Consider the following 24,856-nt stretch of genomic DNA (forward strand, 5'->3'; position numbering starts at 1 on the left):
GACTGTTTACTCCTGACCAGCAACATGGACACAGTGGCGTGCCAGAAGCTGTTTTGCATTATTGGAAAGAACCGATTTCTGGCCATCGGGGTCGCCTGCTGTTGCCGCCTTTACGCGCTCCAGCGTGGGCCGGATATCGGGCACAGGGGCGTAGTCCGAGCCAAAAACAATTCGGTTGGAACCCAGCACCCGCACCGCTGCCGCAACAGCGGCAGTACCGCTGCCTGCCGCGCCAGTATCAAGCCAGATCTGCTTGAAATGCTCGCTCAGTGGCCCGACCTGTACACGAGGAGAAACCTTGGCCTGCTCAGCAGCCAATGCCCCCAGCGCCGTGCCGCCCAGCATCGCGATCTGGAGTGTTACATCGGGGAACGGTGCCAGAAAATCCGTGAACGCCAGCGTGGCGACAGCCGAGGCAAAGCAGAAGCCATTATCGATAACCCAGCGCAGGGCCTCGTTATCCTCATGTGCGATATCGGGTGGCTGTCCATGAATTTTGGAACTAGCAAAGCCGGTATGCAGATAAATATGGCTGCGATGCGCCTGCGCAACCTCAAAAATTCCTCTGAAAGCCTCTGCCGACTGGCGTGAGAAAAAACCGTTGACCGGCAAAACGCCACCGATCAAGCCTAGTTTTTCATGCCCGCGCTCCAGTTCTCGAGCTGACCAAGCCAGATTATCCGTGCTGAGTGCGGCAAGCCCGCTGAACCGGCCGGGATACTGGGCCACAAGGGCCGCCGTATCGTTGTTCCATTGCGTCCAGAGTTCCTGTGTATCTGCAAAAGGGAGGGCTGCATCCACCCCCAGCGTGGTTGGCCATGACAGAAGCTGGTGCGCTATGCCGACATCATCCAGATGTGCCAGACGGGTTTTAATATCATACCATTGCGGACCCAGCGGAAATGCACCGCCTTTGCCAGCCCCCGGCCCTGTCCGCCAGATGGCGAATTCATCCCCCTGCCGACCGATACGGGGAGCATCCTGCCTGCGGCCAAGAATATCCAGCGTGGAGGGCGGAAACCAGTGCGTGTGCAGATCGATAACTGAACTATAAGCCGTCATGATGTGTTGTCCTCAGAAAAAGTCCACGCGGGCGGAAAGCAGGAACATGCGGGGGTTGCTGTACTGGTAGGTGAAGGTCTGGCTGGTAGCGGAATACGGCAGCACCTGAACCAGATAGCGGTTGCCCGTAATGTTGGTGACAATGCCGCTCAGTTCCCACCGGCTGTTACCCGGCCGGAAAGAGGCATGCACATCGCCCAGCCAAACAGCCGACTGCTGGAGGGCTGAAGCCTTTTCGTTTGAAACCAGGTAGAAATAATGGCCGGTATAGTTCCAGTGTGTACCCACGCTGCCATTGCCGATGCCGGTATGGAAATTCCAGTCTACGGAGATATTGGCTGTCTGATGCGGGGCACGTGCGAACTCGTTCCCTTTCAGGCTGGTAGCGCCTGTGGGAGCTGTGAAGTCGGTAAATTCTGTTCTGAGAACACCAACATTGCCAGAAACCGTCAGATCATCCAGCGGGCGGGCCTGAAACGCGAATTCCCCACCAAGGCTACGACCGGACGCCGCGTTGGTCAGGGAAATAATGGTTGATTTGGTGGCCGGATCAGTGGCGGTCCAGGAGGTCTGGATATTGTCATAAGTGGAATAGAACCCATCCGCACTCAGGCTTAGATGCTTATCAAACCAGCTTCCCTTGTACCCTGCTTCGTAGGAAAAAAGCGTTTCCGGGTTAACGGGTTGTGCTGTTTGCAACGGTGTGCCGCCCCGGTTAACGGGGTTAGGTGTAATCTGGGTATTAAACAGCCCGGAGCGGTACCCATCTGCGATACGCACATAAAGCATCTGGTCTTTTCCAACCAGAAACTGCGGCTCTACATCAAAGCTGACATTCGACCAGCTTTTTCCGCCATGATAACTGTCAATGCCGACCACGGATGAAAGAACATTCTGGGCATTCCACCAGTTTGTTGCATTCCCCGCAAACGAGACCGGGGCCGCGCCCTGAACACTATCCAGATCAAGATGCAGGTGATCATGTGTCCAGCGCACACCGCCCGCAATCTGGAACCATGGCACGACATGAATGGTTGTGTTGCCGAATACCGCAAAGCTGTCGGTTGTCTGGCTGTACTGCGTTGAGGCAAAAGCGGGTTGCCCGATAATGGCGGGCGTTGTGGGTGCCCCGGGGGGTAGCGTTACCGTTGCGTAGTGATCATCCAGATTTTCATGGAAATAATAAGCTCCGGCAATCCATGCAATCCTCTGGTGCTGGTCCGATGCCAGACGAAACTCCTGACTGACCTGTGTCGGGTGCAGTTTGTCGTAGGCGCGGCTATATTCCAGAGCAGTGTAATCACCATCGCCACTCTGGCGACGTTGCGCGTTTTCGAATGCAGTTATGGACGTAAATGTCAGACCGTGACCGGGATGCCATGTGGTGTGCAGCGATACCCCTTCGGACACCAGCGCCTGCCGTCCGTTGACGTTGGAGTTTGTCCAGTCACGGCTTCCTGTCTGCAATGGCGTGTTAACCGATGTTGCAGGCGCGCTGTAATAGGGCACGTTTGAACTCTGCATGTCTCGCACATGCGTATTGAGCAAAAACTCAAGCCTGTCTGATGGCCGCCAGAGAGTCTGGAACCGGGCGGCAAAGTCGCCAAAATTGCCGACATCCTTGTTGGTATAGGCATTTTTGGCCCAGCCATCCGAGTTTTCCTGACGGACCGACAGGCGCGTGGTCAGCGTATGCGCGGTAATGGGCGTGTTGATAACAAGCTCACCGCGTTTTTGCCCATAATCGCCAAAGTCGACCTGCGCATGACCTTCCTTGCGGAATTCAGGACGTTTGGAGGTAAACTGGATGGCACCGGCAGTCGCGTTCTTGCCCCACAAAGTTCCCTGTGGGCCATTGAGAATGGCAACCTGTGCCTGATCAAATAGGGGAAAACCCTGAAAGCTCAGGCTGTTGAGGTAGACATCATCCGCATAGATTGCGACCGCGCCTACGGCGTTATTGGCCACATTCCCGTTGCCAACACCACGAATGTAATAACGCGGGCGCAGGCGACCATCGAAATTGTAGCCCAGAGCGTTGGGCGCAAAGGCAGCAATATCCGCAGCGCTATCCATGTGCTGACGGGCGATGGTGGCAGCACTGATTGCCGTAACCGTTGCCGCGACTTTCTGAATATCCTGCGTACGGCGGTTAGCCGTAACCATGACGGTTTCCAGCCCCCCTGATGCGAGCGGACGATGCGCTTTTTCGGCGGCAACAACCGCTTTGGTTTTCGGTGGCTTGGCCGTGCTTTCAGCACTCGCGGTCGAGGCAAAAGCCACCGCACCCGATGCCAGCATAAGGGACGGCAGCGCAGCGCAGGCGAGCCGGTTCCGCCAGGACAGGCAGGCCATGGCTCTCCCGGACGGGGAGAGGAAAGACCGGGAGACCGGGAAAGAGGAAAACTGGTTCATGCTTCACGCTGCGTTGTTTGTGACATTTACTATCTTAATATGTATTATTAGGATAAATTTTACGGCAGTGACGGTTTTTATGAATTTTATGGGTACGGTTTAAACTATTATAAATAGTGTAATATGCAGAGAAAGGGGCCCCGCATGTTCATGCCGCAGCTAGACAGAGCCTCACGCGAGGGGCTTCAAAAACAGATAATACGCCAGATTATCGCGGCTATTGCAGCTGGGTCACTGAGGCCAGATGAACCCCTCCCCGGTATCAGGGAGGCCTCGGTGCGCTGGGGCGTATCACGCAATACCGTGGTGCTGGTTTTTGAATATCTGGAAACGGAAGGCTATCTGCAGACACGCCCTTCACGCGGGACGTTCGTGCATCCCTCACCTCCATGCAGCACCAGTTCGGTTGTCATGCTTGGTAATGAGCGTGGCATGGAGGCCGCCTCACTCGGGGGGCAAGTATGGCCCGATCAGGCGTTTATTGGCGACCCGGCGCGCTATAGCGGTACACAGGACGGCGCTTTCAACCTTGGCTTTGGCAGCGATATGCCACTTTATCGCTTTCCTGCATGGCAGAAGACGATCGAGCGCCTACTCCTGCGAGATAACTGGCGACGAGGCGGCGAATTTCAACCCAACGCCGGCCTGCCTTTCCTGCGCTCGGCTTTGGCGCGCTGGCTTAACCTGCGTCACGGTGTGGCTATCGACCCACAGCAGATTCTTGTCATTACCGGGTTGCAGCAGGCCCATTCCATCATCGCCCATGCACTGTTGCAAAAAGGGGATTCGGTCATTCTTGAAGACCCCTGCTACCCCGGCAAACGCCAGCTTTACGAAAAACTCGGCATGCACATCGTAGATGGTGCAATTGACCGCAAAGGACTGAAACTGGCCGAGCTTGCGCCAGAACAGGCTCGGCTGCTCTGTGTCAATCCGGGGTGCCATATTCCCACCAATGTCACGCTTTCGCTCCCCCGGCGCAAGCAGATCGCCTCCCTAGCCGTGCAGGACCGCTGCCTTGTGTTTGAGGAGTCCATGTATGATCTGCTGTCGCTGGAAAAAAAGCCACTGCCCTCGCTTCTTTCCTTAACCGAAGGGCGCAATCTGCTGCATGCGGGGCTGTTTGCGCCCTGCCTTGGGGGAGGGCTTATGCTGGGCTATCTGGTCGTGCCATGGGCGTTGTTGCCAGCCGTGCTGGAGGCCAAATTGCTGACAGGCAATGGTCTGCCCTGGCTGGAGCAGGAAGCTCTGGCGCGCATGATTGATACTGGCGAGTTGGATAATGCTCTTCGGCGCACACGGGTTGTCATGATGCGGCGTAGGGAGGCATTCATGGCTGCGCTGGAGCGTTTTTTGGGTCGATTGGAATTTTGCGGCACGGAGCATGCCCCCCGTCTAAGCTGGTTCATGCCCGGCCACCATGGCAGTGTTGCGGATTTTATTGCCAAAGCCGAAAATGCGGGCATTCGTTTTCCGGGCAATTATGCAGCCACAGGCATACGCTCGACCGCAGGCTTACCCGAACTCCAAAGCCTTATTTCACATGGGTATGGCGAAGTGCCAGAAGAGAGCACGGACACACTTTTTGCAAGGCTTCGGGCTGCGACATAAAGACCACCGACACCAGAAGGGCATGGTCTGGCAACACGCCATCGCGTATGCTCTTCTATCAGAGAGAGAATGCTGACGCACAATAACGATGGAGCGCACCATGAAACGTATTGCACTGGTCCCGGGTCTTATGCTGGCCCTGTTGGGAATTGCGGGGTGTGAACACCATGATGAAACGCAGATCAGGCCTATGCGGCCCTTGAATATGCCCAACCCGGCATCTCTTTACTGCGTCAAGCACGGCGGAACGCTCGCGATCAAGAACACCGATAAGGGACAGGTAGGATACTGCACCCTGCCCGACGGCACCGTGGAAGAAGAATGGGCTCTGTTCCGCAGGAACTACCCCAAACAATAATAGCCACCGCGTCAAGAAAGCCTGCATCCCCCAGAGCAATTCTGGAGCATGCAGGCTTTTTTTGTGTTCCTGTAACCGCCTATGCGCTTAGTAACTGGCGGAAAGGTTGAACAAGAATGAGCGACCAATCGCCGGTGTTACGCGGTTCTGGAACAGGTTGCTGTAGTTGAGCCGGTTTGCGAGGTTGTAGCCGTTCATGGCCACACGCCAGTGCTTGCCAAAATTGTGTGAAATCATGGCGTCGAAATCAACAGTTGCGGGCACGCGTGCCGTATTGGCGGCGTCCAGCCATACGCCCTGCCGCCATGTTATGCCTCCGCCTACTGTCAGATTAAACGGCGTTTTTGAAGCAATGTTGTAGCTGCTCCACAAAGTGGCGGAGTTCTGCGGCACGAACTGAATACGCTTTCCGACATCTGCCGCTGTCTGGGAGCCTGTTACCCGGCTATCATAAAACGCATAGGTGCCGATAACACTCCAGTCAGATGTAATGTTGCCTGATGCGCTCAGCTCCAGCCCCTGATTGCGCTGACTGTCGGATGAGGCCGAGACATCGCCCGTGGTTGGGTCTGTAATGGTGGAGTTGTTTTTTTCCAGCCGGAACAATGCCGCCGTAAAGCCCATACGGCCTTTGAAGGCATTATATTTGGCGCCGACCTCATACAGCCTGCTTCGCTCCGGCGCGTAACCCGAACTGGTGGTAAAGGGCGCATTGCTGTTTGTTACGTACAGGCTGGTTGGCGTGGTTGATTCCGCCCAGTTGAAATACACCATCAGATTATCGTTAGGCATATACATCAGGTTAACCGTGGGGTTAACTGTCGTTTCGTTCTGGTTGAAATGTGTGTCGGGCGTTGTGCTCACACCACCGGTTGCGGAATAGGAACTATACCACTGATCCAGACGGAACCCGCCTTTGATGGCAAACCATTTGGTCAGCCATATCTGATCTGACAGGAAAAAGCCGATATCTGTCGCGCTGCCATCTTTGTAGCATTTACGCCCTACCCCATTGGGAATAGAGGCCAGACCATTGGGATTTTCCGAGCAATTTACCCGTTGCAGCCCCGAAACATCCATGGACGGGTTGACAAGGTTCGTGCCTGGACGGGTTTTATTATACGCGAAATTCTGTCTGTGATCCTCAACATGCTCGATATCGAACCCGCCGATAACTTCGTGACGGATTTTTCCTGTGTTGAAGCGCGCGATACCCGAAAACACGTTCTGAATGGACCAGTCACTCTGGCTATACGGGTTAGGCCCACCTAAACCGCCGTTTCTGACAATGGAGGCCGTGGGGTCGCCTGCAAAATATTTGGTAACACAGGTTGCATTACAATTGGGCTGCGATGCTGAATAATAACGATGGTAAATTCCGCCTTTGGTGTCGTTATACAGTGTGAGCCAAGGGGCTACCTTTGCTGTCAGGCGTCCGGTCAGCATGTCGGTGCTGATATCATCCTGATCGAAGGTGGTGCCGTACCAGTTGTTCCGGTTTACGCCGTATTCGGTAATGGGTTTGGCAATGGCTGTGCCCGGTTTTTGGACAACCCAGACACCATAATCGGGAATACGATTATCATTTTGATGAAAATAGTCGACTGTATAGGAAATTTTCTTATTCATGCCAAAAGTTATGGATGGCGCTATACCCCAGCGGTGAGAGTAAACGTAATTCCGCCCCACGACGTTATTTTCATTGCCCATGGCGGAAAGACGCACCGCAATGCTGTCATTGATCTGCTGGTTTATATCCAGCGTTCCACGATAATAGGAGCCGGAACCGCCTGAAAAACTGCCCTGATAGGAGTTGCCAGCATGCGGTGCCTTGGTAACGATATTGATCGCCCCGCCTGTTGTACCGTTCCCGAATACTTCAGACGATGGGCCTTTTATGACGGAAACATGGTCGTAATAAAAACTGTCGCGTGTATATACGCCAAAATCTCTCAGGCCATTTTCATAAATATCGTTCTGGGCCTGAAAACCACGGATCAGGAACTGATCGCCCGACATCCCGCCCTCGCCCTCACCTACCGAGGCTGTAATGCCCGGCACGTTACGCAGGGCCTCATCGAGGGATTTGACATTTTGCTGTTCCATCAACGCACGCGGCACGACGTTTACGGTCTGCGGTGTGTGCATGACGTCGGTAGGCATACGGCTGAGGCCAATATCCTCGTGCAGGATATTCATCCGGCTGCCGACAACCGTAATGTGCTCCTCCCCCGGCTCGCCTGCATGCTGCCCACCAGAAAGAGGCCCGTTGAGGGGCTGCGCACTGGTATCATGTGTGGCAGCGGCATGGTCGGTTGCGGAATGTGTTCCGGGTTTATTCGTGCCGCTGGATGTACCGCTATGCCGTTGAGAGGGTTTGGCAGGTTTTTCAGGCGTTGCGGCTTCCGTGTTTTCAACATGTAGACCGGAACATAACAGGGCTACCCCTGCAACAAGTGGGGTCGAGCGGACTCTATTAGGTGTGAGAAGGCGTGACATTTCTGTGCTTTCAGACCGGAATTTGGATCACAGAAAACACAAATGCGATTTAGTCACAATTGCATGCAATGACTTTTATGTATATACTTTGGTATAGGTTCCGCTCACTGGCGCCGCCATGATAAAAATAGCCCTTTTAGGTAAAGTCAAAGCCCACCAAACATTCGATAAAACCATGGTTTGTACAGGGTCAGGCATTTTCTATAGAGCACATTCAGGAGTTTCTTTCATGCATTACTGGACATGGCTTTCCGCTACCGGGATGGCCGTTCTGGTATTTTTGATTACGCTCATTCCGGCGCATGATGCTTTCGGGGTTCTATACGTGTTGGTTATCGTACTGGTTGCCGAGCGATGCACCATCAAAATGCTCCGCATGGTTGCTGCTGGATGCCTGATACTGGAATGTAGCGCTTTCTTTATTGTTCATAACGACACCCTTTTTAACGCAGGGGTCGCCCGGCTGGCACTCGGCGTAACTGCAAACCTTATTGTCACCATTATTACCGAACGCAACAAAAAAGCTCGCGAAGCGCTGGATAAACAGGCGCGGATACTCGCTCGAGCCGACCGGATAAAAACATTAGGGCAGATCGGCATTGCCATAGCGCATGAAGTGAACCAGCCACTTTCAACCATTGGTACCTTTGCACAGTCTGGTGCCCGGTGGCTACGCCGTCCCGCCCCGAATATTCAGGAGGCTCTGTATTGTCTGGACCAGATTGATGCCAATACCAGACGTGCGGCTGATATTATCCGCAATGTTCGGGATATGATGCATGGCGAACAGGTTGAGCGCGAGACCCTGCTCGATTTGAGAAAAGTTATTCAAGAGGCAATATCCCTCCTGAAAAGCAGTGATATTATGGAGAACATTGAAATTCAAAAAACAAATAACGGCAAGCCACCTTTTATTTATGGCAATAAAACAGAAATCCAGCAATTGATCATCAATCTGCTTTTGAATGCGATCGAAGCATCCAGACTGGCAAAAAACTACGCCTCACCTATTGTCATTTCGACGCAGATTATATTCCAAAAAGAATATTTTGCCGAAATCACCATAAAAGATCACGGAACAGGCTTCAAAGACCCAGAAACCAGTCTTTATTTCGAAGCGTTTCGCACCACAAAAAAATCCGGCATGGGTATGGGTCTTTCCATTTGTCAGGCGATTGTTGAGTCTCATGGTGGAACAATCTGGGCGGAAAACACAACGCCTTCTGGCGCATTGATTACTGTTCGTCTTCCTCTTGCTCAGGTTGTGTCATGACGTCAGACACCACCGTGCCGGGACATATTCTTATTGTCGATGATGATGCGGGGATCAGGAACTCCCTTGATAGTCTGCTACGGGCCGAAGGGTTTGTGGTATCCTCATTTTCCGATCCGTTGATGTTTTTGGAAACGGATTTGCCAAAAACCCCTTGTTGCTGGATGTCAAGCTTGGCAATATCAACGGACTGGATATTCAAGATGAAATCAACAGGGCTGACCTTGGTATTCCAGTAATTATGATGACCGGCCATGGCACCATGCCCATGGCGGTTCGGGGTATGAAAGCCGGGGCAATTGATTTCCTTGCCAAACCTTTCTCTCATGAGGCCCTGTTACAGGCTATCAATGAGGCATTGATTTTATGGAAAACTCATAAGGCGCAGGAACAGGTCGCGCTGGAAGCAAAAAGGAATTTTGCCGCGCTTTCGAGCAGAGAGAAAGAGGTTATGGGACTAGCCATTGCCGGTTTGCTGAACAAGCAGATAGCAGATCACCTATCCCTGAGCATTGTCTCCATTAAAATACACCGCGCCAGTGTCATGAAAAAAATGAAAACGCGCTCTTTTGCCGATCTGGTACGTCTGGGCGAACTTCTGGGTATTAGAGACCCATCAATAAAGCGATACAGAAGCTGAAATAAACAGAGATATGCCGCCAGCGTTTTCAGCCTATTTTTCAGCACGGGCCTGTTTCAGTTCGTCCACCAGCTTCATAACCAGTTCCTGAGCAGGCATGGCCCGAGCCAATGGAGCCCCCTGCCCTGCCCAGTATGCTCCATAGCCATAGTCACCTTGCTTCATGGCGGCTTTATGGAGCGCCTTGCCTGCATCATATGTCACAGGATAGGCCGGAGTTACGGGCTTGTCGGCTATGGCTTCCAGTGCGGTAAATCTGTTGCCAAGGCAGCGCGCGGGGCGGCCGGAAACAAGGGAGGTCAATCTGGTATGAAATGCCGCCGGGCCAGACAGGGTTTGTCTGTAGCCTGTATCCGCACTGGATTCAGGACACAGAATAAAAGCTGTGCCCATTTGCGCTGCACAGGCGCCCAGCGCCAGTGCAGCCGCAATGCCCGCTCCATCCATAATACCACCAGCCGCGATAACGGGTAGCCGCCCCTGTTTTACCAGCAGGCGGGTGAGTGGCATGATGCCTAAAGCATTATCCTCCCCCTCCGGGTTAAAAATCCCTCGGTGTCCTCCTGCTTCAATCCCCTGCGCTACCACCGCATCCATACCTGCGGTTTCAGCCGCGCGGGCCTCATCCAGACTGGTGACGGATGCCAGCAGAACAGCGCCTGTCGCTTTCAGAGCCAAAACCGTTTGGGCAGGTGGTAGACCGAAATGGAAGCTGATAACGGGCGGTCTGACATGCAGCAGCATGTCCAGCATGTCAGGGTCATCATTAAAACTGGTGTAAAGCGTATTGAGCTGTGTGGGAGGTGCCTCACCAAATTCGGCAAACAATGGCGCCAGCCAGTTCAACCATGCGGCATCCCTCTCTGGCGAGAGCACGGGCGTGGCATGCACGAACAGATTGACGTTAAAAGGGCGCTCGGTCTGAGCACGCACTGCGTGAATCATCTCCTGCGCGGTGGCGGTATTGGACGCCCCCAATCCGATCGAACCAAGCCCACCGGCATTGGAAACTGCTGCAGCCAGCGAGGGAGTGGAAACACCGGCCATAGGGGCCTGAACAAGAGGCACTGTCATGCCCAGTCGTGCCAGCAGATCCATAACCGCTCCTTACCCTCTTTTGTTGGCACCATAACGGAACTACCTGCGCTTTCAAATACGCGACATATTCCCTGTACAGTCTCCCTACGTCTGACCGCGTGTTTTGTGCTTTCACTTTATGTTCAGGAATTGGTGCTTTCCCCTGCATGACATCTCGGTAATAATGCCGCCACCACAGGCAGGCTGAACAGCTCTGCCCCTTTGTGCCGGATCCTGATGATGCGGTGTCCCGTTTTATGGAGGCCCCCATGAAACCCGCTTTTGCCGCAGTTTTTATTGCCCTGCTTGGCGCATCTCCCGCAATTGCCAATCCTGTAGCGCTTACCCATGTGCGCCTGATCGATGGCACCGGCTCCCCTCCGACCGAAGACATGACCATATTGATTGACGGCCCCATAATCCGCGCTGTAGGGCAGAATCTGACCTTGCCACCCGGCACGCAGGTTCTGGACAGAACGGGCGATACAGTCATGCCCGGGCTTATTTCTGATCACAGTCATGTTGGGCAGGTCGGGGGTACCACTACTGGGCCACAATTCTATACCCGGGATACCATAACGGCCGAACTCGGGCAGTATCGCCGTTACGGCGTAACCACCGTGACCGCTCTGGGTAATAACGCCCCCATCCTTTTTGACACCCTGCGACAGGAGGCCCATGCAAGGCAGCTCCCCGCAGATCTGTTTGGGGTTGATGCGGGTATTGGCGTGCCAAGGGGCGCTCCACCAGTCAATGTCGCGCCAGACCAGCTTATCAGGCCACGAACACCAACCGAAGCCCGCGAAGCCGTGGGCGTAATGGCCGCACATGGCACGGATCTGGTTAAAATCTGGGTTGATGATTTTGACCACAGCCTGCCCGTGAAAATGAAACCGGCAATTATTACCGCTGTGGTGGAGGAATCTCACCGGCGGGGGCTACGGGTCGCAGCCCATATTCATGACCTTGCGGACGCACAACGTGTTGTGGCGGCCGGTGTGAATATTCTGGCCCATGGCGTGCGGGACAAACCCGTGCCACCCGCCTTTGTCGATACGCTCAGGACAAAGGGTATCTGGTATATACCGACCCTCGAACTGGACGAGGCGTCTACCGCATGGGCGGATGAAGCCCCATGGACGCGCACTGCCTTTACCCGTGCGGGTCTGTCCACCGCCTTGCAGCAGCAGATTACTGACCCCGCATGGCGCCAGCAGCATGCCAGCGGCAAACAGGCGCGTTTCGCGCGGGATTCTTTGGCCATCAACCTGCAAAACCTGAAAACATTGCATGATGCAGGAGTAAAGATCGGTTTCGGCACGGATAGTGGTGCCATGCCGCTGCGCGTTCCCGGCATTGCGGAACATCGGGAACTGGCCCTGTCCGTGCAGGCGGGCCTCTCCCCCTTGGAAACCATCAAACTGGCAACGGGTAATGCTGCTGACCTGATGGGACTGACCGACCGCGGACGCATAGCACCGGGGCTGCGGGCTGACCTGCTGGTGGTTGAAGGCAATCCTGCATCTGACATCCGCGATGCGGACAGGATTGTTGAAACATGGGAAAACGGCACATCCGTTCCCGGCCCGCTGTCACATAACGGGAACTGACCATGAACTTACGTTTTTCTACTCTGCTGCTCTCGTTTGTGGCTCTCTCCTCCCCCGCTCTTGCTGCCCCTGTGGTCGAGGATAATCTCGATCCCGGGTTTGGTGCTCAGGGGCAGGTCGAAATCATCGCGCGTATCCCACAGCCTGACCCTTCGGGGATCGCGGTTATTGACGGGCGGCTGTTTCTTACCTTCCCCAAACATGATGGCGATCACACCGGCCCGGTTCTGGGGGAATGGAAAAATAACCAGCTTGTACCGTTCCCATCCACCGCCGCGCAGAAGTCCCTTATTTCCCCCCATGGCATGACAGCGGATAGCAGTGGTAAGCTGTGGATTATTGATGATGGCAAGATCAAGGGCCACGCCATTCCCGAAGGTGGGGCAAAAATTGTTGGCTTTGATCCACGTACAGGGGAGCAGATTGCCTCGGTGCCACTTAAGGAGGCTCTGCGCCCCGGCAGCCATATGAACGACCTGCGGATCGACCTGACCCATGGTGCCAAGGGCACCGCCTATGTCACGGACAGTTCGTTCGATGGACATCCGGCTCTGGTTGTGGTCGATCTGGCATCGGGTCGCCAGCGCCGTGTGCTGGAAAACACGGTCTCGATCCTGCCCGACCATGGCTATCAGACCGTGCTTGATGGCCGTGTGCTGCATATGGATACCCAAAAGCCCGCTTTCCCCGCCAGCGGGGCAGATGGCCTTACCCTTTCGGCTGATTCAACCCGGCTTTACTATGCACCATTGGCCAGCCGTCGCCTCTACAGCCTACCAACTGATCGGCTGGCAGATTTTTCCGTCACATCGGATGAACTGGCGCATCTCGTGACTGATGAGGGTGAAAAAGGGGCCGCTGACGGTCTGGCAACCGACCCATGGAACCGTATTTACACTACGGCCGCCGACCATGATGCGGTTTTCCGCCGCAATACTGATGGATCGTTTGACCTGATTGCTGCTGACCCACGCTTTGTCTGGCCAGACGGCATTTTTGCCAATGCCCATTATGTTTATGTCGTTCTGGGGCAGTGGAGCCGCCTGCCACTTTTTCATAACGGGCAGGACCTGCGCCGCCCTCCTTACCTGATCGCCCGCATGCCGATTGCCCGCATGCCGATTGCCCCACCGGCAGCAAATTGATCAGAGCACACTGGGCGGTAGTTTGGGTCGCATCATCACACGGCGGTCGAGCACACGGCCATCTGTTACGAATGTGCCGTCGCCTATGGCGTGCAGTGGGGAGCGCTGTTCACGATGAGGGCCTGCATGAGCCGCGACCCCTTCGAGAACAACAATCCCATACTGTTCTATGACCTCGACTACACGACATTCGATATTGGCTAGGCAGGCACTCAGCAACGGCGCTTTTACCTTGCCTGCCTTGTGCCGGGACAGGCCGAATTTTTCAAACTTGTCTGTATCTCTGCCCGAACACAGGCCAATTCCCACGACAGTATCAAGCATCTCGGCTGATGGAATGGCCACCACACATTCCCGCGTGTTGACAAGCGCCTGCCACGAATAGTTCCACGGCCCTGTAGACAGGGCAAAGCGGGCCTCAAAGTCCAGAACCATGGTCCATGTAATGGTCATGACATTGTCGCGCTGCCCGTCATGCGTAGTAACAAGCGTGACCGGCCCCGGCTCCAGCAGCGTAAAAGCCCGGTTGAGAGGGAAATGCTGCATGATGACCTCCATCCATACCGCCGGTTTTTCCACGATTGTTACAGCATACGAAAGCCGTGACAGTCTAGCCAGAATACACCTTTCCCAAGCGCATGTGCTTGCCATTAATGCTCAGCGCTGACGGTAATGAATGCCCCCTGCACGGCCAGCCCGTGCTCAGCTGCGACACGGCGTAGAAGATTAGCAATTTCTGGTGAATCACAGGCAATTTTTCGGCCGGTTCCGGCCTCCACAAAGGTAATGGTGAGAGCCGCCTTGCGTTCTGGTGCTATACGGTAGTGCCATTGCCTGTCAGGCGAAACATCGCGCCGTAGGATATTGCGTTCCACGAGCAGGTTTAGGTTACGCTGGATTGAACCCTGACTAGGGGCATGGCCATCATGCAGCATACTGCCCAGAGTCTTCCAGATTTCCACGGCACTCACTCGTGGTCCGGCTTCCACAATCCCATGAATCAGCACGCGGCGCAGATCAGTCATTTTAATACCGGCATCCAGGCAACGGCGCTCCAGTTCGTGCACCGCATGGCAGTCTCCCCCCATACCCGGACGGATCTGATTAAGTGCAGGAGGCGAGCGACGGTGTTCAGAAAAAGCTGTCATGCAAAAACCCTGTCAGAAACTGGGAAAAATGCGGTTAATTCTGATGAATGTAGAATTCAACAGGAACTGTTAGCGTAATGGGATCCCCCGCAACGCTATCCGGAGGCACCGGAAGGGGTTGTGCTCTCTGCGGCAGGGCCACGGCCTCCTGATCCAGCAACGGGTGGCCGGAACTGCTGGCCAGCGTAACTGACAGAACATGCCCTTTGCGGTCCATGGAGAAGGTTACAGTTGGCACTCCCTCCTGATGGTCCGCCATGGCATCAGCCGGATAGCGTTTGTATTTTTCAAGCTGCGCCAGAAGGGCTCCCTGCCACGTAACCGGATCGTGCGAGGCCTTTGATGAAGAAGACCCCGAAGCCGGTGCCGCCTGCTCAGGCGCGGGCGGCGCTTCTGATGATGGCGGTGCGGTTGTGGCATCTGCTGGCGGTGTCAGATCGGGTTTCTGCTGCGTGTGTACTGGCACCGGTTTGTGTTTTTTAACGATTTTACGCGCCTTGTCCGGTGCTGGAACAGGCACCGGCGGATTGATGGCAGGTGAAGGCGGGGCCGTAATTTTGGGTGGCTCTACCGGTGTTGGGTCAGGGATGGAACGGGTCTGTTGTGGACCCGGCGGCACATCGGTAGGTGGTGTGGGCGTGGAAACGGGCTCCGGTGCCATATCGATGGCAATTGCAGCCGGTGGTGGCTCGGGCACTGCCACAGGCTGGGTCGGCAGGTGCAACCCCCACCACAAAGCGCCACCACTGAGTGCCAGCACAGCCAGGAAGGATACGCCCCAGCGTACGGCCTCCTCCTGTCGGGCGCGGCGTAACTGCTCACGCCGCCAGTCGGCAAAGGAGCCAGCGAAGGAAGATGCATAAGCATCACCACTTTGTGGCACCATCTCGGTTGCGTGGCTCACGGTACAGCGCTCGACCTGGAAGAACCGGCTGAAGACGTCTCACCTACATTAGCTGCGGGGGCCGTCCCGGCCTCGCTACCCTCTTCCTGCCCCTGCAGGTTAACCAGTGCGACCTTGAGATAACCGGAAGACCGCAGCTTATCCATAACCCCCATGAGCGTACCGTAATCCACGCTCCTGTCGGCCCGTAGGAAAATACGCTCATCCTTGTTGCCTTTGGTTGCTGTCTCCAGTGCGCTTGGCAGGGTATCTGTGCTGATATCCTCCTCACCCAGTGCAAGGCCATGGTCAGCCTTGACGGTCAGGAACACGGGATCATCCGGGCGTGGGGTCGGTTTTTCGGTTGAGGATGGCAGGTCAACCGGCACATTGACCGTAGTAAGCGGTGCGGTAACCATAAAGATCACCAGCAGCACCAGCATTACGTCAATAAAGGGCGTGACGTTGATCTCACTCGCTTCATGCGGGTTTTCATCGGTATGGCGTATGCGGATCATGCCGCTACTCCCCCGCAATCCGTGAAGAGCTAAGCCGCACGACCTGCGTGCTCGCGCCATGTGCCTGCATGCGCCCAAGATCCCGCGATATAAGGCGCAACACCAGCGAAGTCAGGTCTGCCACCTGCGCGCGGCACGCCGCCGTCTGGCGGGCGAGATGGTTATAAATCACCACCGCCGGAATAGCCGCGACCAGACCGAGCGCAGTTGCTAGCAGTGCTTCAGCAATACCGGGTGCCACCACAGCCAGACTGGTTGCCTTGCTGGCGGCAATGCCGGTGAACGCTGTCATAATACCCCAGACCGTGCCGAACAGGCCGATAAAGGGTGATGTCGCCCCGATAGTGGCCAGCACGCCGGTGCCACGCATAAGCCTGCGGCCTTCGGCGGCTTCCAGCCGCTCCAGATGCAGGACAATACGCTCCTTAATCCCCTCATTGTCGCCGGGAATATCTTGCGACCGGGTGCGTTCTGTGCCTGCCGCCATAACCAGTGCATGGGCTATGGACATGTTTCCACGTGTCCATTCCTCGGCAAGTTCAAGATTACTGGCGTCTTCAAGCGCTGTTTCAGCTTTTCCTAGCTTGTTCTTTATGCGCAGCAGTTCGACAGATTTGGCTATAAAAATCGTCCATGTCAGCAGGCTGGCTACGGACAGCAAAAGCATGACACACCGCACAACCGGGCCGGCACCGAGAAACATTTCCCATGGAGAAAACGAAACAGGAACAAGTTCGGTCATGAAAGACCTCCTTTGGAAGACGGTCTGCTCCATGCCCGAACAAGGCAAGCGGCCGTGGTGATAAGAGGAATGGCCAAGCTGCCCCATGACAGAACCAGCCACAGACCCTGCTGGCCTAAAAGAGCGGACAGCAATCCGAAAAGGGTCAGCACCCCCATGGTACCCGGCCACAACCAGAGCAAGCCGGGAGAAAGGGTGTGAGACAGTGTGGCTGGCAGGACGAAAACCGGTGGAAGCAGAGTTCTTGCCACTGCGTGTAAGAGTGAGTCGCAACTTTTTTTCGGATCATCGTCAACCGGGTCCATCATGCCGCTGCCTTCGAATATATCGAAAAAAATGAGCATGTCGGCCCCTGCGCCCGATGAGCGATACGCCGCACTATGCCCCTTATCCTTAAAGACGATCGGACATGCTGTTTTTTCAGGAAAACCTGAAAATTTTTATCTCCCGGAAAAAACGCATATCCCTGCCCTGTTAATAATCCGGGATGCTTGATGTTAGCGCTTGTCCGCCATTTATGACTGGCCCAGTTTTTCCATCATATTGACTTATGCGACGCAGTGGCTCTCAATTATCCTGCTGGCAGGCGCAGAAATGCTGGCGTACAGGCCGAAAGCTCACACATGTCGCAACGACCAAACTCTTAACGCGTTCAACCTTTGGCGTATTTTCCAGTGTGCTGGACCACTGGATATGCGCCTTACAGGCAGGTTGGGGGCTGCAAGACGGGTAAGGATGGCGTAAATGGCACCATTCTATAATCCTGTCAGTGCAGCGGTGGCGGGGCAACGGAGCAGAGTTTATCAAAGCCAGCCGGTTTTATGGATTGAAAGACGCAAATTGACAGCACCAGCTCATGTTAAAAAATCTCAGTCTTCTTACCGTTTGGGGGTGAGCAGGCAATTATGGATTGGTGCACTGGCTGCCGTTTTTTTGTCCACGGTTCTGGCGGGTATCATTCTGCTCCATGTCAGCCAGCTACTCTTTCAGGCACGTCATGCCGTGGTTGGGCTGGAAGAGCTCCGACAGGTGCTGGACACGGCCAGCCGGATCACTGCCGAACGCGCGCCATCCAACGTGCTGATGGCTGGAGAAGTAGGGCAGATCGAGACAGCACGCGCCAGACTGAACACCGCCCGTGCCGAGACGGATCGCGCCCTTAACCAAGCGGCCACAATCGTTGCGACCGTTCCCTATAACGATATCATGCGCCATCTGGTGCAGGCTCGTGCTCTGGTTGAGTTGGCGGCGGCCGAAACACCCGTGCGCTATGAGAGCGTGCAACGTGCGACCGAGGCCCTTTTTGCAACTTACGATGCCTATCAGGCTGTCGTAATGAGCAAAGCCGCCGAACTTATTCACTCAGACCCGGAACTGGCTGGCCCCGTCCAGCATGCGTTGATCCTGTGCGCCCTGCGTGATGATGCCGGGCGACTGGGTTCAAGTATCATTGCCCCCCTGATTGCCAACATCCCTATGCCTGAATCCAATATTGCGAACGGAGAGCGGCTGAACGGGCGTATCAAGATGCAACGGCAATTGCTGTCTCTCAGCCCTGATCTGAATGACCGCAGCCCTTTTCCCGTATCGCTCCGGGCGGAAGCTGAAGCATCGCTGGTGAAAAATGGTGAACTTCTGGTCGCCCGTTTTGTGGCCGAGGGCACGCATGGCAGCGCTTATTCAATCTCGGCTGCCGCCTTTTCTGACCGCTATGTTCAAGCGCTCAAGCCGCTGGAGGTCTGGCGCACAGCCTATCTCGACTCCCTTCTGGCTGATTATAAGCAGAAAGAGCAGCAGGCATGGGGGCTGGCATGGGTGGTGGGCACCATCATGCTTTGTGTCATTAGCCTGATTGCGGGCGGAGTACTGCTCGTGCATCAACGCGTGCTGCAGCCTCTACTAGTTGCCAGTGAGGCGGTGGTTAATCTGGCCCACCGCGAACCTGTGCAGTTCCCGCTCACACATCATGGAAGCCCCGAATTAAATCCCTTGTTCGAGGCCGTGGCACTTCTCGACCTCAAATTGCGGGAGTGGGATGCGGACACCCAGCGTTTGAGGCATCAGGCCGAAACAGACGAACTGACCGGCCTCCTCAACAGGCGGGCCTTTCAGATGCTCGGTGAACCCTGGCTGGAAACCACAGGGTCAGACCGCAATGCCTTTCTTATCCTTCTTGATATCGACCATTTCAAATCGATCAACGACCGATATGGCCATGCCACGGGTGATCAGGTGCTTATCATGGTCGCAAATGCCCTGATGGCACATGTCCGCTCTGATGATCTGGTCGGGCGCATCGGTGGGGAAGAGTTTGCCGTCCTGATACGAGCACAGGATCAGGAAACGGCAACAGCCCTTGCACATCGGTTACGCAAAGGGGTTGAGGATATTTTCATGCTTGCCGCCACGGGTGAAAAAATATCCGTAACCTCGAGCTTTGGCGTAGCGGCTAATAAAAACCTCACATGGAGGCAGTTCATGGCCAAGGCTGATGTCGCTCTCTATGCTGCCAAACAGGCAGGCCGCAATTGCGTACGCTTGGCGGAACAGGACATTGCGGATGGGGCGGTATAGCCTCATCATACCCTTATGCATGGTAGGCCTTGGGCTGCTCTGATACCGTCTTAATGTCTACCACGTCGCAAGGTCGAGCCGGGTAAGTGCCTGGCAAAGTGTTGCTAATGTCTGGTCTGACTTTATACTGCCCCTACACGCCATGATGCGTGAACCGTTCTGGTGCTGATCAGCACGCGGCCTTACCTCTCCTCACAATGGAGTTGAGTTGCGGGCAGCCAGAACGCGGCACCGCCCCACCGGGGTGTGATTGCCAGTTTTACCGAAGAACGCACGATCTGAACTGCGTAAGGAGACTCCCATGATCTCACAGAACACCATCACCATTCCTGGGCTGGATCTGCCTGCATCACGCGTGGCGCTCGGCACCTGGGCAATTGGCGGCTGGATGTGGGGCGGACCGGATGACGATAACGCGGTGCGTACCATTCACCGAGCGCTTGATGAGGGCATCAACCTTATCGATACCGCTCCTGTTTACGGTTTCGGCCATTCAGAAGAAGTCATTGGCAGAGCACTGGAAGGGCGGCGCGACAAGATTCTGATTGCCACCAAGGTTGGTCTTAACTGGAAAGATGACAAGCCGTTTCGTGACAGCAGGCCAGCGCGTATCCGGCAGGAAATTGAAGAATCCCTGCTCCGGCTAAAAACGGATTACATTGACATCTATCAGGTGCATTGGCCGGATGATGCTACCCCCATTGCCGAGACAGCCGCCACACTGAGCGAACTGGTCAAGGAAGGTAAGATCAGAACGCTGGGCGTATCAAACTACTCCGTGGCACAGATGGAAGTTTTCCGCCAGCATGCACCGCTTGCCGTTGTGCAGCCTCCATACAACCTGTTCGAACGCGGTATCGAACAGGATATCCTGCCCTATATGGTCAAGCATGGTCTGGTTGGGCTTGGGTATGGCCCGCTTTGCCGGGGGTTGCTTGCGGGTAAAATGACGCCTCAGACAACCTTCCCTTCTACCGACCTGCGCAGTGCCGATCCGAAATTCCAGCCCCCTCGTTTCCAGTATTACCTTGAGGCCGTAGCGCAACTCCGCTCGCTGGCCGAAAAGAACGGTAAATCGGTTATGGTGCTGGCTATTCGCTGGGTTCTTGATCAGGGGCCGTTCATCGCACTATGGGGGGCAAGAAAACCCGCACAGATCGAAGGGGTTTCTGACGTGTTCGGCTGGCATCTGCCTGATGAGGACCGGGCTGAAATCGACCGGATTCTAAAAAACACCATCCCCGATCCTGTCGGTCCTGAATTCATGGCACCGCCCAACCGTTAAAAAATGTAGCGCGTGCGTGAATGGTGTCTGCCACGCTACATGACGCCATCTACACATATCCGCCATGACCTACAGACCAGAGCCCCTCACCTCTCATGGCATCTTTCGCCACAAGCTCGAGAAAGGGGGGGGCTATCTTTATGGCCCACGGAAACAGCATCGCCTCGCGTAGCGCTTTCATGATACAGAAACCCGACATGCCACAAAAGGGTTCCTGCTGATGACGTTGTCTCTCCGTGCGGCTATCGGCGCGTTATTTGGCATCGCCATTGCCTATCTTCTCGGCGCGGCAGTTTCGGATTTCGATGGGATTGCTATTGTCGCTCCTATGGGAGCATCGGCCGTGCTGGCGTTTGCCGTTCCCGCCAGCCCGCTTGCAACCCCAAGGGCTATCATTCTTGGCAATACGCTTTCCGCCATGGTTGGTGTCGGCGTTTCGCTTATTCCCGGTGTGCCGCTCCCCTTTGCCTGCGGCCTGTCTGTGTGCCTTGCCATTATGGCTATGTCCATAACCCGCTCGCTGCATCCCCCCGGGGGCGCTTCAGCACTGACGGCAACATTGCTGCATCCTGCAGCCCATGGTCTGGCGATGGGCCTTGTTTTTCCTTTCCTTCCCGTTGCGCTTAATTCGATTGCTCTCACGGGTGTGGCCATCCTTTATCACCGTGCAACGGGGCACCGTTATCCGCATGTTCCGGGCCCTTTAAGCCTGCCTGTGGCGCTCAAAGGGCATTTCACGCGCGACGATATTCACACCGCCTTCCGGCAAATGCCCGACACTCTGGATGTCGAGGAGCGTGATCTCGAAATGCTCATCAACCTTGCCGAACAGGCTGCGATGGCAAGGCTGGCAACGCCCGCAGGCAAACCCATGACCAAGAGCTAATAATACGCGCTTAGCCCCTCCTGCACAGTGATTTTTCCTTTCGGTTACAAACGGGATTAACCATGTCATCACAGATTTTCGGGATCGGGGATATCGTTGCGTGGAACTCTGAAGCCGGGCGCGTGAGTGGACGGATCAGAAAAATACACACTGCGCCATTTCTGGTGAATGGGTATCAGCATCATGCAACACCACAAACTCCGCAGTATGAAATAGAAAGCCTGAAAACCAGTCATATTGCCTTTCATAAAGGCTCAGCCCTGACCAAACTTCCATAATCCCTTTTTTTACACATTCGAAAGCTGGGTATCCTCCAGAATGTCGCGCGAGAATTTCAACGAACTCCTTTCCTTTCTTGCTGTTGCACAGGAAAGGAGCTTTACACGCGCCGCAGCCCGTAGAGGTGTTACGCCATCAGCCCTGAGCCATACAATGCGGTTGCTGGAAGAACGGCTTGGTGTGACACTCCTGACCAGAACAACCCGGCGTGTTGTTCCGACCAGTGCGGGGGAATATCTTTTACAAACCATTCGTCCCCTGTTCGATGAAATCGAGAACAGGCTATCCAGCCTGGATGAGTTCCGAAAATCCCCCAGAGGCACGCTACGCCTGACTGTAACCGAAGAATCCTTGTCGTTTTTTCTGCGGCCTCGGATTGCTGAATTTCTGAAAAAATACCCTGAGATCACAATCGAAGTCTCTACCGACCTGCGACTGGTCGATATTGTTGATGAATCCTTCGATGCGGGCGTAAGGCTCGGAGAAATGGTAACACATGGGATGGCGTCTGTTCCCATATCACCTGATATCGAATTTACCGTTATCGGTTCCCCTGCCTATTTTAAAACGCACGCTTTGCCAAAAAAACCGAGCGCCCTTGCCGAGCACAACTGTATTGGCATTCGGCTGCCGACGCATGGAAAAATTTATAGCTGGCGCTTCAGACAGAATGGGAAAAACTTTAAATTTCAGCCGACTGGACAATTTATCTGCAACACGGTTTTTGCCACGCGTGATGCCTGTCTTGATGGCATAGGCCTTGCCTATATCCCAAAAATTGTTGCTCAACCCTATATTCAGACAGGAGAACTCATTCCTGTACTGGAAAAATTCTCCCTGACCCATGTGGGTTTTCATCTTTTTTATCCACGGCATGCACAACATGCCATGCCCCTATCCCTTTTCATTGAAGACATGAAAATGAAATAGCTCCATGAAGGTTCATACGTGAGCCTTCATAGGTAGGCCGGTGGGGTTAGCCGAGCAACGGAAGCTGTTTCATCATTTCCTGAAGATTCAGCGCGTCCCATGGTAGATGTTCAGCAATTGTCATGCCGACAACCTGCTTTTCCGTCATGACTGCCTTAACAAGTTTAAGGACATCAGGAATATTCAGTTTTCCTTCGGCGACATCTCCAAAATCATGCTTGCCTCGGCCCGGCTTTGCAAACAATACCGAACGAAAATTATGAGGATCCAGAACATCCAGATCGAGATGAATGGCCAGCACGTCTATCCCACTCTGATTGAGCCATTGCATAACGGGTTGAGCACCATCACGAACCAGTTGCGGTGAACAGGTGTGTATCCCGTGTTCTGCAATAAACTCGGCCTCATAGGGTAATGGATCGTGAATACCCGCAATCATGATATTTTTTGCGCCTACTGGCTTTTTTATAGCACTGGTCAGGTCTTGATCGCCATGGCCCGTCAGGGCTCCCAGCACATGAGCATGCGCATTTTTATACTGCGCAGGTGTCTGCACATCCGGATGTGTGTCGATCCAGAGGATGCCGAGCTTTTCGCCGTATTTTTCGGCCAACCATGCGAACGGAACCAAAGACACAAGGCAGTCTCCACCAAGAACGGCAATGGATGCGGGATTATGCCGTTCTATGATGTGCTGGGCATTATGGATCTGTTTTACAAGAACACTCCGGCCACACATGTCATTTTCTAGCAGCAGCGGTGTATCCGTTGGAACATCGACTGGCACTTCTTCTACAGGCCCCTTAGCGGGAGGAGCCAGCCATGCCAGCAGTCTGGCTCCAAGATAATAAGGCGGATTGTCACCACCCTGCCATTGCGGAAAAACAAGGCGAAGTGTGCTGCTGTCCTGCTTCGACACGGGATATCTCTCAAAATAATAAAGAATGTTTGACTATCTTTTCAAGAAGACACCGCAGTTGAAAAACCCTGAGCGCAATGTCCTGAACATGATAAGGCTTACTGTCAGTATTCGCATTCCAGCGCCTTTGTTCTGATAATATTTCATGAGTGAATGGTAATTGAAAGATATATATATTAATGAAAATATTTCACAATCATCTTTACTGAATAACCTATAGTATCGCACACATTCTTATTCTAGAGAATGCAAACAGCTCTCTCTTGAATGCTCGGCAATAGAAAAGACCGTGCCCGATAACCGCAGGACAGACAGCTTATATAAATGTTTTGGCCATCCGGGTTAACCCAGAGCCTTTCGGTTGGAATGCGCTCCTCCACCTTTTGCATCACATTGATCATCTCCTGCGCATGCAAAATGGAGTGTGCCCCTGCAACTTGGAGGTGCAATCCTGATGACATACCCGTGCCAGTGGAGAGTCTGGATATTTACCCCCAGTGCCTTCACCCCTAAGAGATTGCGGCCCGGCAGCAAAAGCAGATCAAGACGATCGACATTGTGCTGGTCATGGTTGTCTGTTGCAGAAGCTTTGCAGCCTTGCCACACTGGCTTGTGGCGAAACATGCGACACGTTTCGTGCTCTATCCCGTCTGGTCGGGTAGAAAAGGTATCGCGAAGCAGGTTTTTCCCGGTTATCGGGATAACAGATGTTGCAAAACATATTTACACAATATTTCTATTGACAGGGTTCGATCTTTTCCTGTTTAGCATGCGCCTGTCATGGTTCTTGTTGTATGCAAGTCATACAGGAAGCTAAGAGGGAAACCGGTTACAGGCCGGTGCTGCCCCCGCAACTGTAAGCCGTGAGGCTGCCGGAACATGCGCCACTGCTGTCTCTGCAAAGAGCACGGGAAGGCTCCGGCATGCTGAAGACCGGCAAGCCAGGAGACCTGCCATGGCGTGCAAGTCACGGACGAAGCTGCCGAACGGGGTGTGTCGGGG

General features: G+C 54.4%; 21 protein-coding genes and 1 riboswitch. Of the genes, 11 read left to right on the forward strand and 10 right to left on the reverse strand.

Going from position 1 to position 24,856, the window contains the following annotated elements:
- Positions 1–6 precede the first annotated feature (6 nt).
- Both ABF757_RS01260 and ABF757_RS01265 read right to left on the reverse strand, forming a co-directional pair.
- Entirely contained in the window at positions 7–1,062 is a 1,056-nt protein-coding gene (locus tag ABF757_RS01260) for an amidohydrolase family protein (protein ID WP_415480594.1), read from the reverse strand.
- A 12-nt stretch (positions 1,063–1,074) separates the two neighbouring features.
- Entirely contained in the window at positions 1,075–3,417 is a 2,343-nt protein-coding gene (locus ABF757_RS01265; protein ID WP_415480595.1) for a TonB-dependent receptor, read from the reverse strand.
- A 204-nt stretch (positions 3,418–3,621) separates the two neighbouring features.
- Between ABF757_RS01265 and ABF757_RS01270 the strand changes: the two genes are divergently transcribed.
- The gene (locus ABF757_RS01270) at positions 3,622–5,088 is read left to right on the forward strand and encodes an aminotransferase-like domain-containing protein (RefSeq protein WP_415480596.1); all 1,467 of its coding nucleotides are present in this window, start codon (positions 3,622–3,624) and stop codon (positions 5,086–5,088) included.
- A gap of 100 nt (positions 5,089–5,188) precedes the next feature.
- Positions 5,189–5,446, forward strand: coding sequence for a putative hemolysin (locus ABF757_RS01275; RefSeq protein ID WP_025859766.1), 258 nt, complete (start codon positions 5,189–5,191; stop codon positions 5,444–5,446).
- Positions 5,447–5,533: 87 nt separating this feature from the next.
- Here the strand turns inward: ABF757_RS01275 and ABF757_RS01280 are convergent, their stop codons facing one another.
- A complete protein-coding gene (locus ABF757_RS01280) occupies positions 5,534–7,945 on the reverse strand; it encodes a TonB-dependent receptor (RefSeq protein WP_415480597.1) in 2,412 nt (803 codons plus the stop codon).
- 118 nt (positions 7,946–8,063) lie between these two features.
- Between ABF757_RS01280 and ABF757_RS01285 the strand changes: the two genes are divergently transcribed.
- Positions 8,064–9,218: a sensor histidine kinase gene (locus ABF757_RS01285; protein ID WP_415480598.1), complete on the forward strand. Its 1,155-nt coding sequence runs from the start codon at positions 8,064–8,066 to the stop codon at positions 9,216–9,218.
- Between the two features lie 154 nt (positions 9,219–9,372).
- The gene (locus tag ABF757_RS01290; RefSeq protein WP_415480599.1) at positions 9,373–9,858 is read left to right on the forward strand and encodes a response regulator transcription factor; all 486 of its coding nucleotides are present in this window, start codon (positions 9,373–9,375) and stop codon (positions 9,856–9,858) included.
- A gap of 33 nt (positions 9,859–9,891) precedes the next feature.
- Here ABF757_RS01290 and ABF757_RS01295 read toward each other — a convergent pair whose 3' ends face one another.
- Positions 9,892–10,956: an NAD(P)H-dependent flavin oxidoreductase gene (locus tag ABF757_RS01295; protein ID WP_415480600.1), complete on the reverse strand. Its 1,065-nt coding sequence runs from the start codon at positions 10,954–10,956 to the stop codon at positions 9,892–9,894.
- 248 nt (positions 10,957–11,204) lie between these two features.
- Here ABF757_RS01295 and ABF757_RS01300 point away from each other — a divergent pair, with 248 nt between their 5' ends.
- Positions 11,205–12,545, forward strand: coding sequence for an amidohydrolase family protein (locus ABF757_RS01300; protein ID WP_415480601.1), 1,341 nt, complete (start codon positions 11,205–11,207; stop codon positions 12,543–12,545).
- Between the two features lie 2 nt (positions 12,546–12,547).
- The gene (locus ABF757_RS01305) at positions 12,548–13,690 is read left to right on the forward strand and encodes an L-dopachrome tautomerase-related protein (protein ID WP_415480602.1); all 1,143 of its coding nucleotides are present in this window, start codon (positions 12,548–12,550) and stop codon (positions 13,688–13,690) included.
- Here the strand turns inward: ABF757_RS01305 and ABF757_RS01310 are convergent, their stop codons facing one another.
- The 5 genes from ABF757_RS01310 to exbB form a co-directional block, all read right to left on the reverse strand.
- Positions 13,691–14,236, reverse strand: coding sequence for a flavin reductase family protein (locus ABF757_RS01310; protein ID WP_415480603.1), 546 nt, complete (start codon positions 14,234–14,236; stop codon positions 13,691–13,693).
- A gap of 104 nt (positions 14,237–14,340) precedes the next feature.
- Positions 14,341–14,838, reverse strand: coding sequence for a Fur family transcriptional regulator (locus tag ABF757_RS01315; RefSeq protein WP_415480604.1), 498 nt, complete (start codon positions 14,836–14,838; stop codon positions 14,341–14,343).
- A gap of 34 nt (positions 14,839–14,872) precedes the next feature.
- On the reverse strand, positions 14,873–15,724 hold the full coding sequence (locus ABF757_RS01320) for an energy transducer TonB family protein (protein ID WP_415480659.1): 852 nt from the start codon (positions 15,722–15,724) through the stop codon (positions 14,873–14,875).
- A 14-nt stretch (positions 15,725–15,738) separates the two neighbouring features.
- Positions 15,739–16,239 (reverse strand): TonB system transport protein ExbD, encoded by a 501-nt coding sequence (gene exbD / locus ABF757_RS01325; RefSeq protein WP_415480605.1) that lies wholly within the window; start codon positions 16,237–16,239, stop codon positions 15,739–15,741.
- A 4-nt stretch (positions 16,240–16,243) separates the two neighbouring features.
- Positions 16,244–16,981, reverse strand: coding sequence for a tonB-system energizer ExbB (exbB, locus tag ABF757_RS01330; RefSeq protein WP_415480606.1), 738 nt, complete (start codon positions 16,979–16,981; stop codon positions 16,244–16,246).
- 840 nt (positions 16,982–17,821) lie between these two features.
- Between exbB and ABF757_RS01335 the strand changes: the two genes are divergently transcribed.
- The 5 genes from ABF757_RS01335 to ABF757_RS01355 all read left to right on the forward strand — a co-directional run bounded on the left by ABF757_RS01335 (position 17,822) and on the right by ABF757_RS01355 (position 22,935).
- Positions 17,822–19,555, forward strand: coding sequence for a GGDEF domain-containing protein (locus tag ABF757_RS01335; RefSeq protein ID WP_415480607.1), 1,734 nt, complete (start codon positions 17,822–17,824; stop codon positions 19,553–19,555).
- Positions 19,556–19,859: 304 nt separating this feature from the next.
- Positions 19,860–20,840, forward strand: coding sequence for an aldo/keto reductase (locus tag ABF757_RS01340; RefSeq protein ID WP_415480660.1), 981 nt, complete (start codon positions 19,860–19,862; stop codon positions 20,838–20,840).
- A 220-nt stretch (positions 20,841–21,060) separates the two neighbouring features.
- Positions 21,061–21,726 carry an HPP family protein gene (locus ABF757_RS01345; RefSeq protein WP_415480608.1) on the forward strand — a complete coding sequence of 222 codons (666 nt, stop codon included), beginning with the start codon at positions 21,061–21,063 and terminating at the stop codon, positions 21,724–21,726.
- 62 nt (positions 21,727–21,788) lie between these two features.
- Positions 21,789–22,004 carry a hypervirulence associated TUDOR domain-containing protein gene (locus ABF757_RS01350; RefSeq protein WP_415480609.1) on the forward strand — a complete coding sequence of 72 codons (216 nt, stop codon included), beginning with the start codon at positions 21,789–21,791 and terminating at the stop codon, positions 22,002–22,004.
- 40 nt (positions 22,005–22,044) lie between these two features.
- A complete protein-coding gene (locus tag ABF757_RS01355) occupies positions 22,045–22,935 on the forward strand; it encodes a LysR family transcriptional regulator (RefSeq protein ID WP_415480610.1) in 891 nt (296 codons plus the stop codon).
- A gap of 46 nt (positions 22,936–22,981) precedes the next feature.
- Here the strand turns inward: ABF757_RS01355 and ABF757_RS01360 are convergent, their stop codons facing one another.
- Positions 22,982–23,854, reverse strand: coding sequence for an arginase family protein (locus ABF757_RS01360; RefSeq protein ID WP_415480611.1), 873 nt, complete (start codon positions 23,852–23,854; stop codon positions 22,982–22,984).
- Positions 23,855–24,618: 764 nt separating this feature from the next.
- Positions 24,619–24,826: riboswitch (cobalamin riboswitch) on the forward strand.
- The last annotated feature ends 30 nt before the right edge of the window (positions 24,827–24,856 follow it).

This window comes from Acetobacter papayae (assembly GCF_047721125.1).
Classification (GTDB): Bacteria; Pseudomonadota; Alphaproteobacteria; order Acetobacterales; family Acetobacteraceae; genus Acetobacter; species Acetobacter papayae.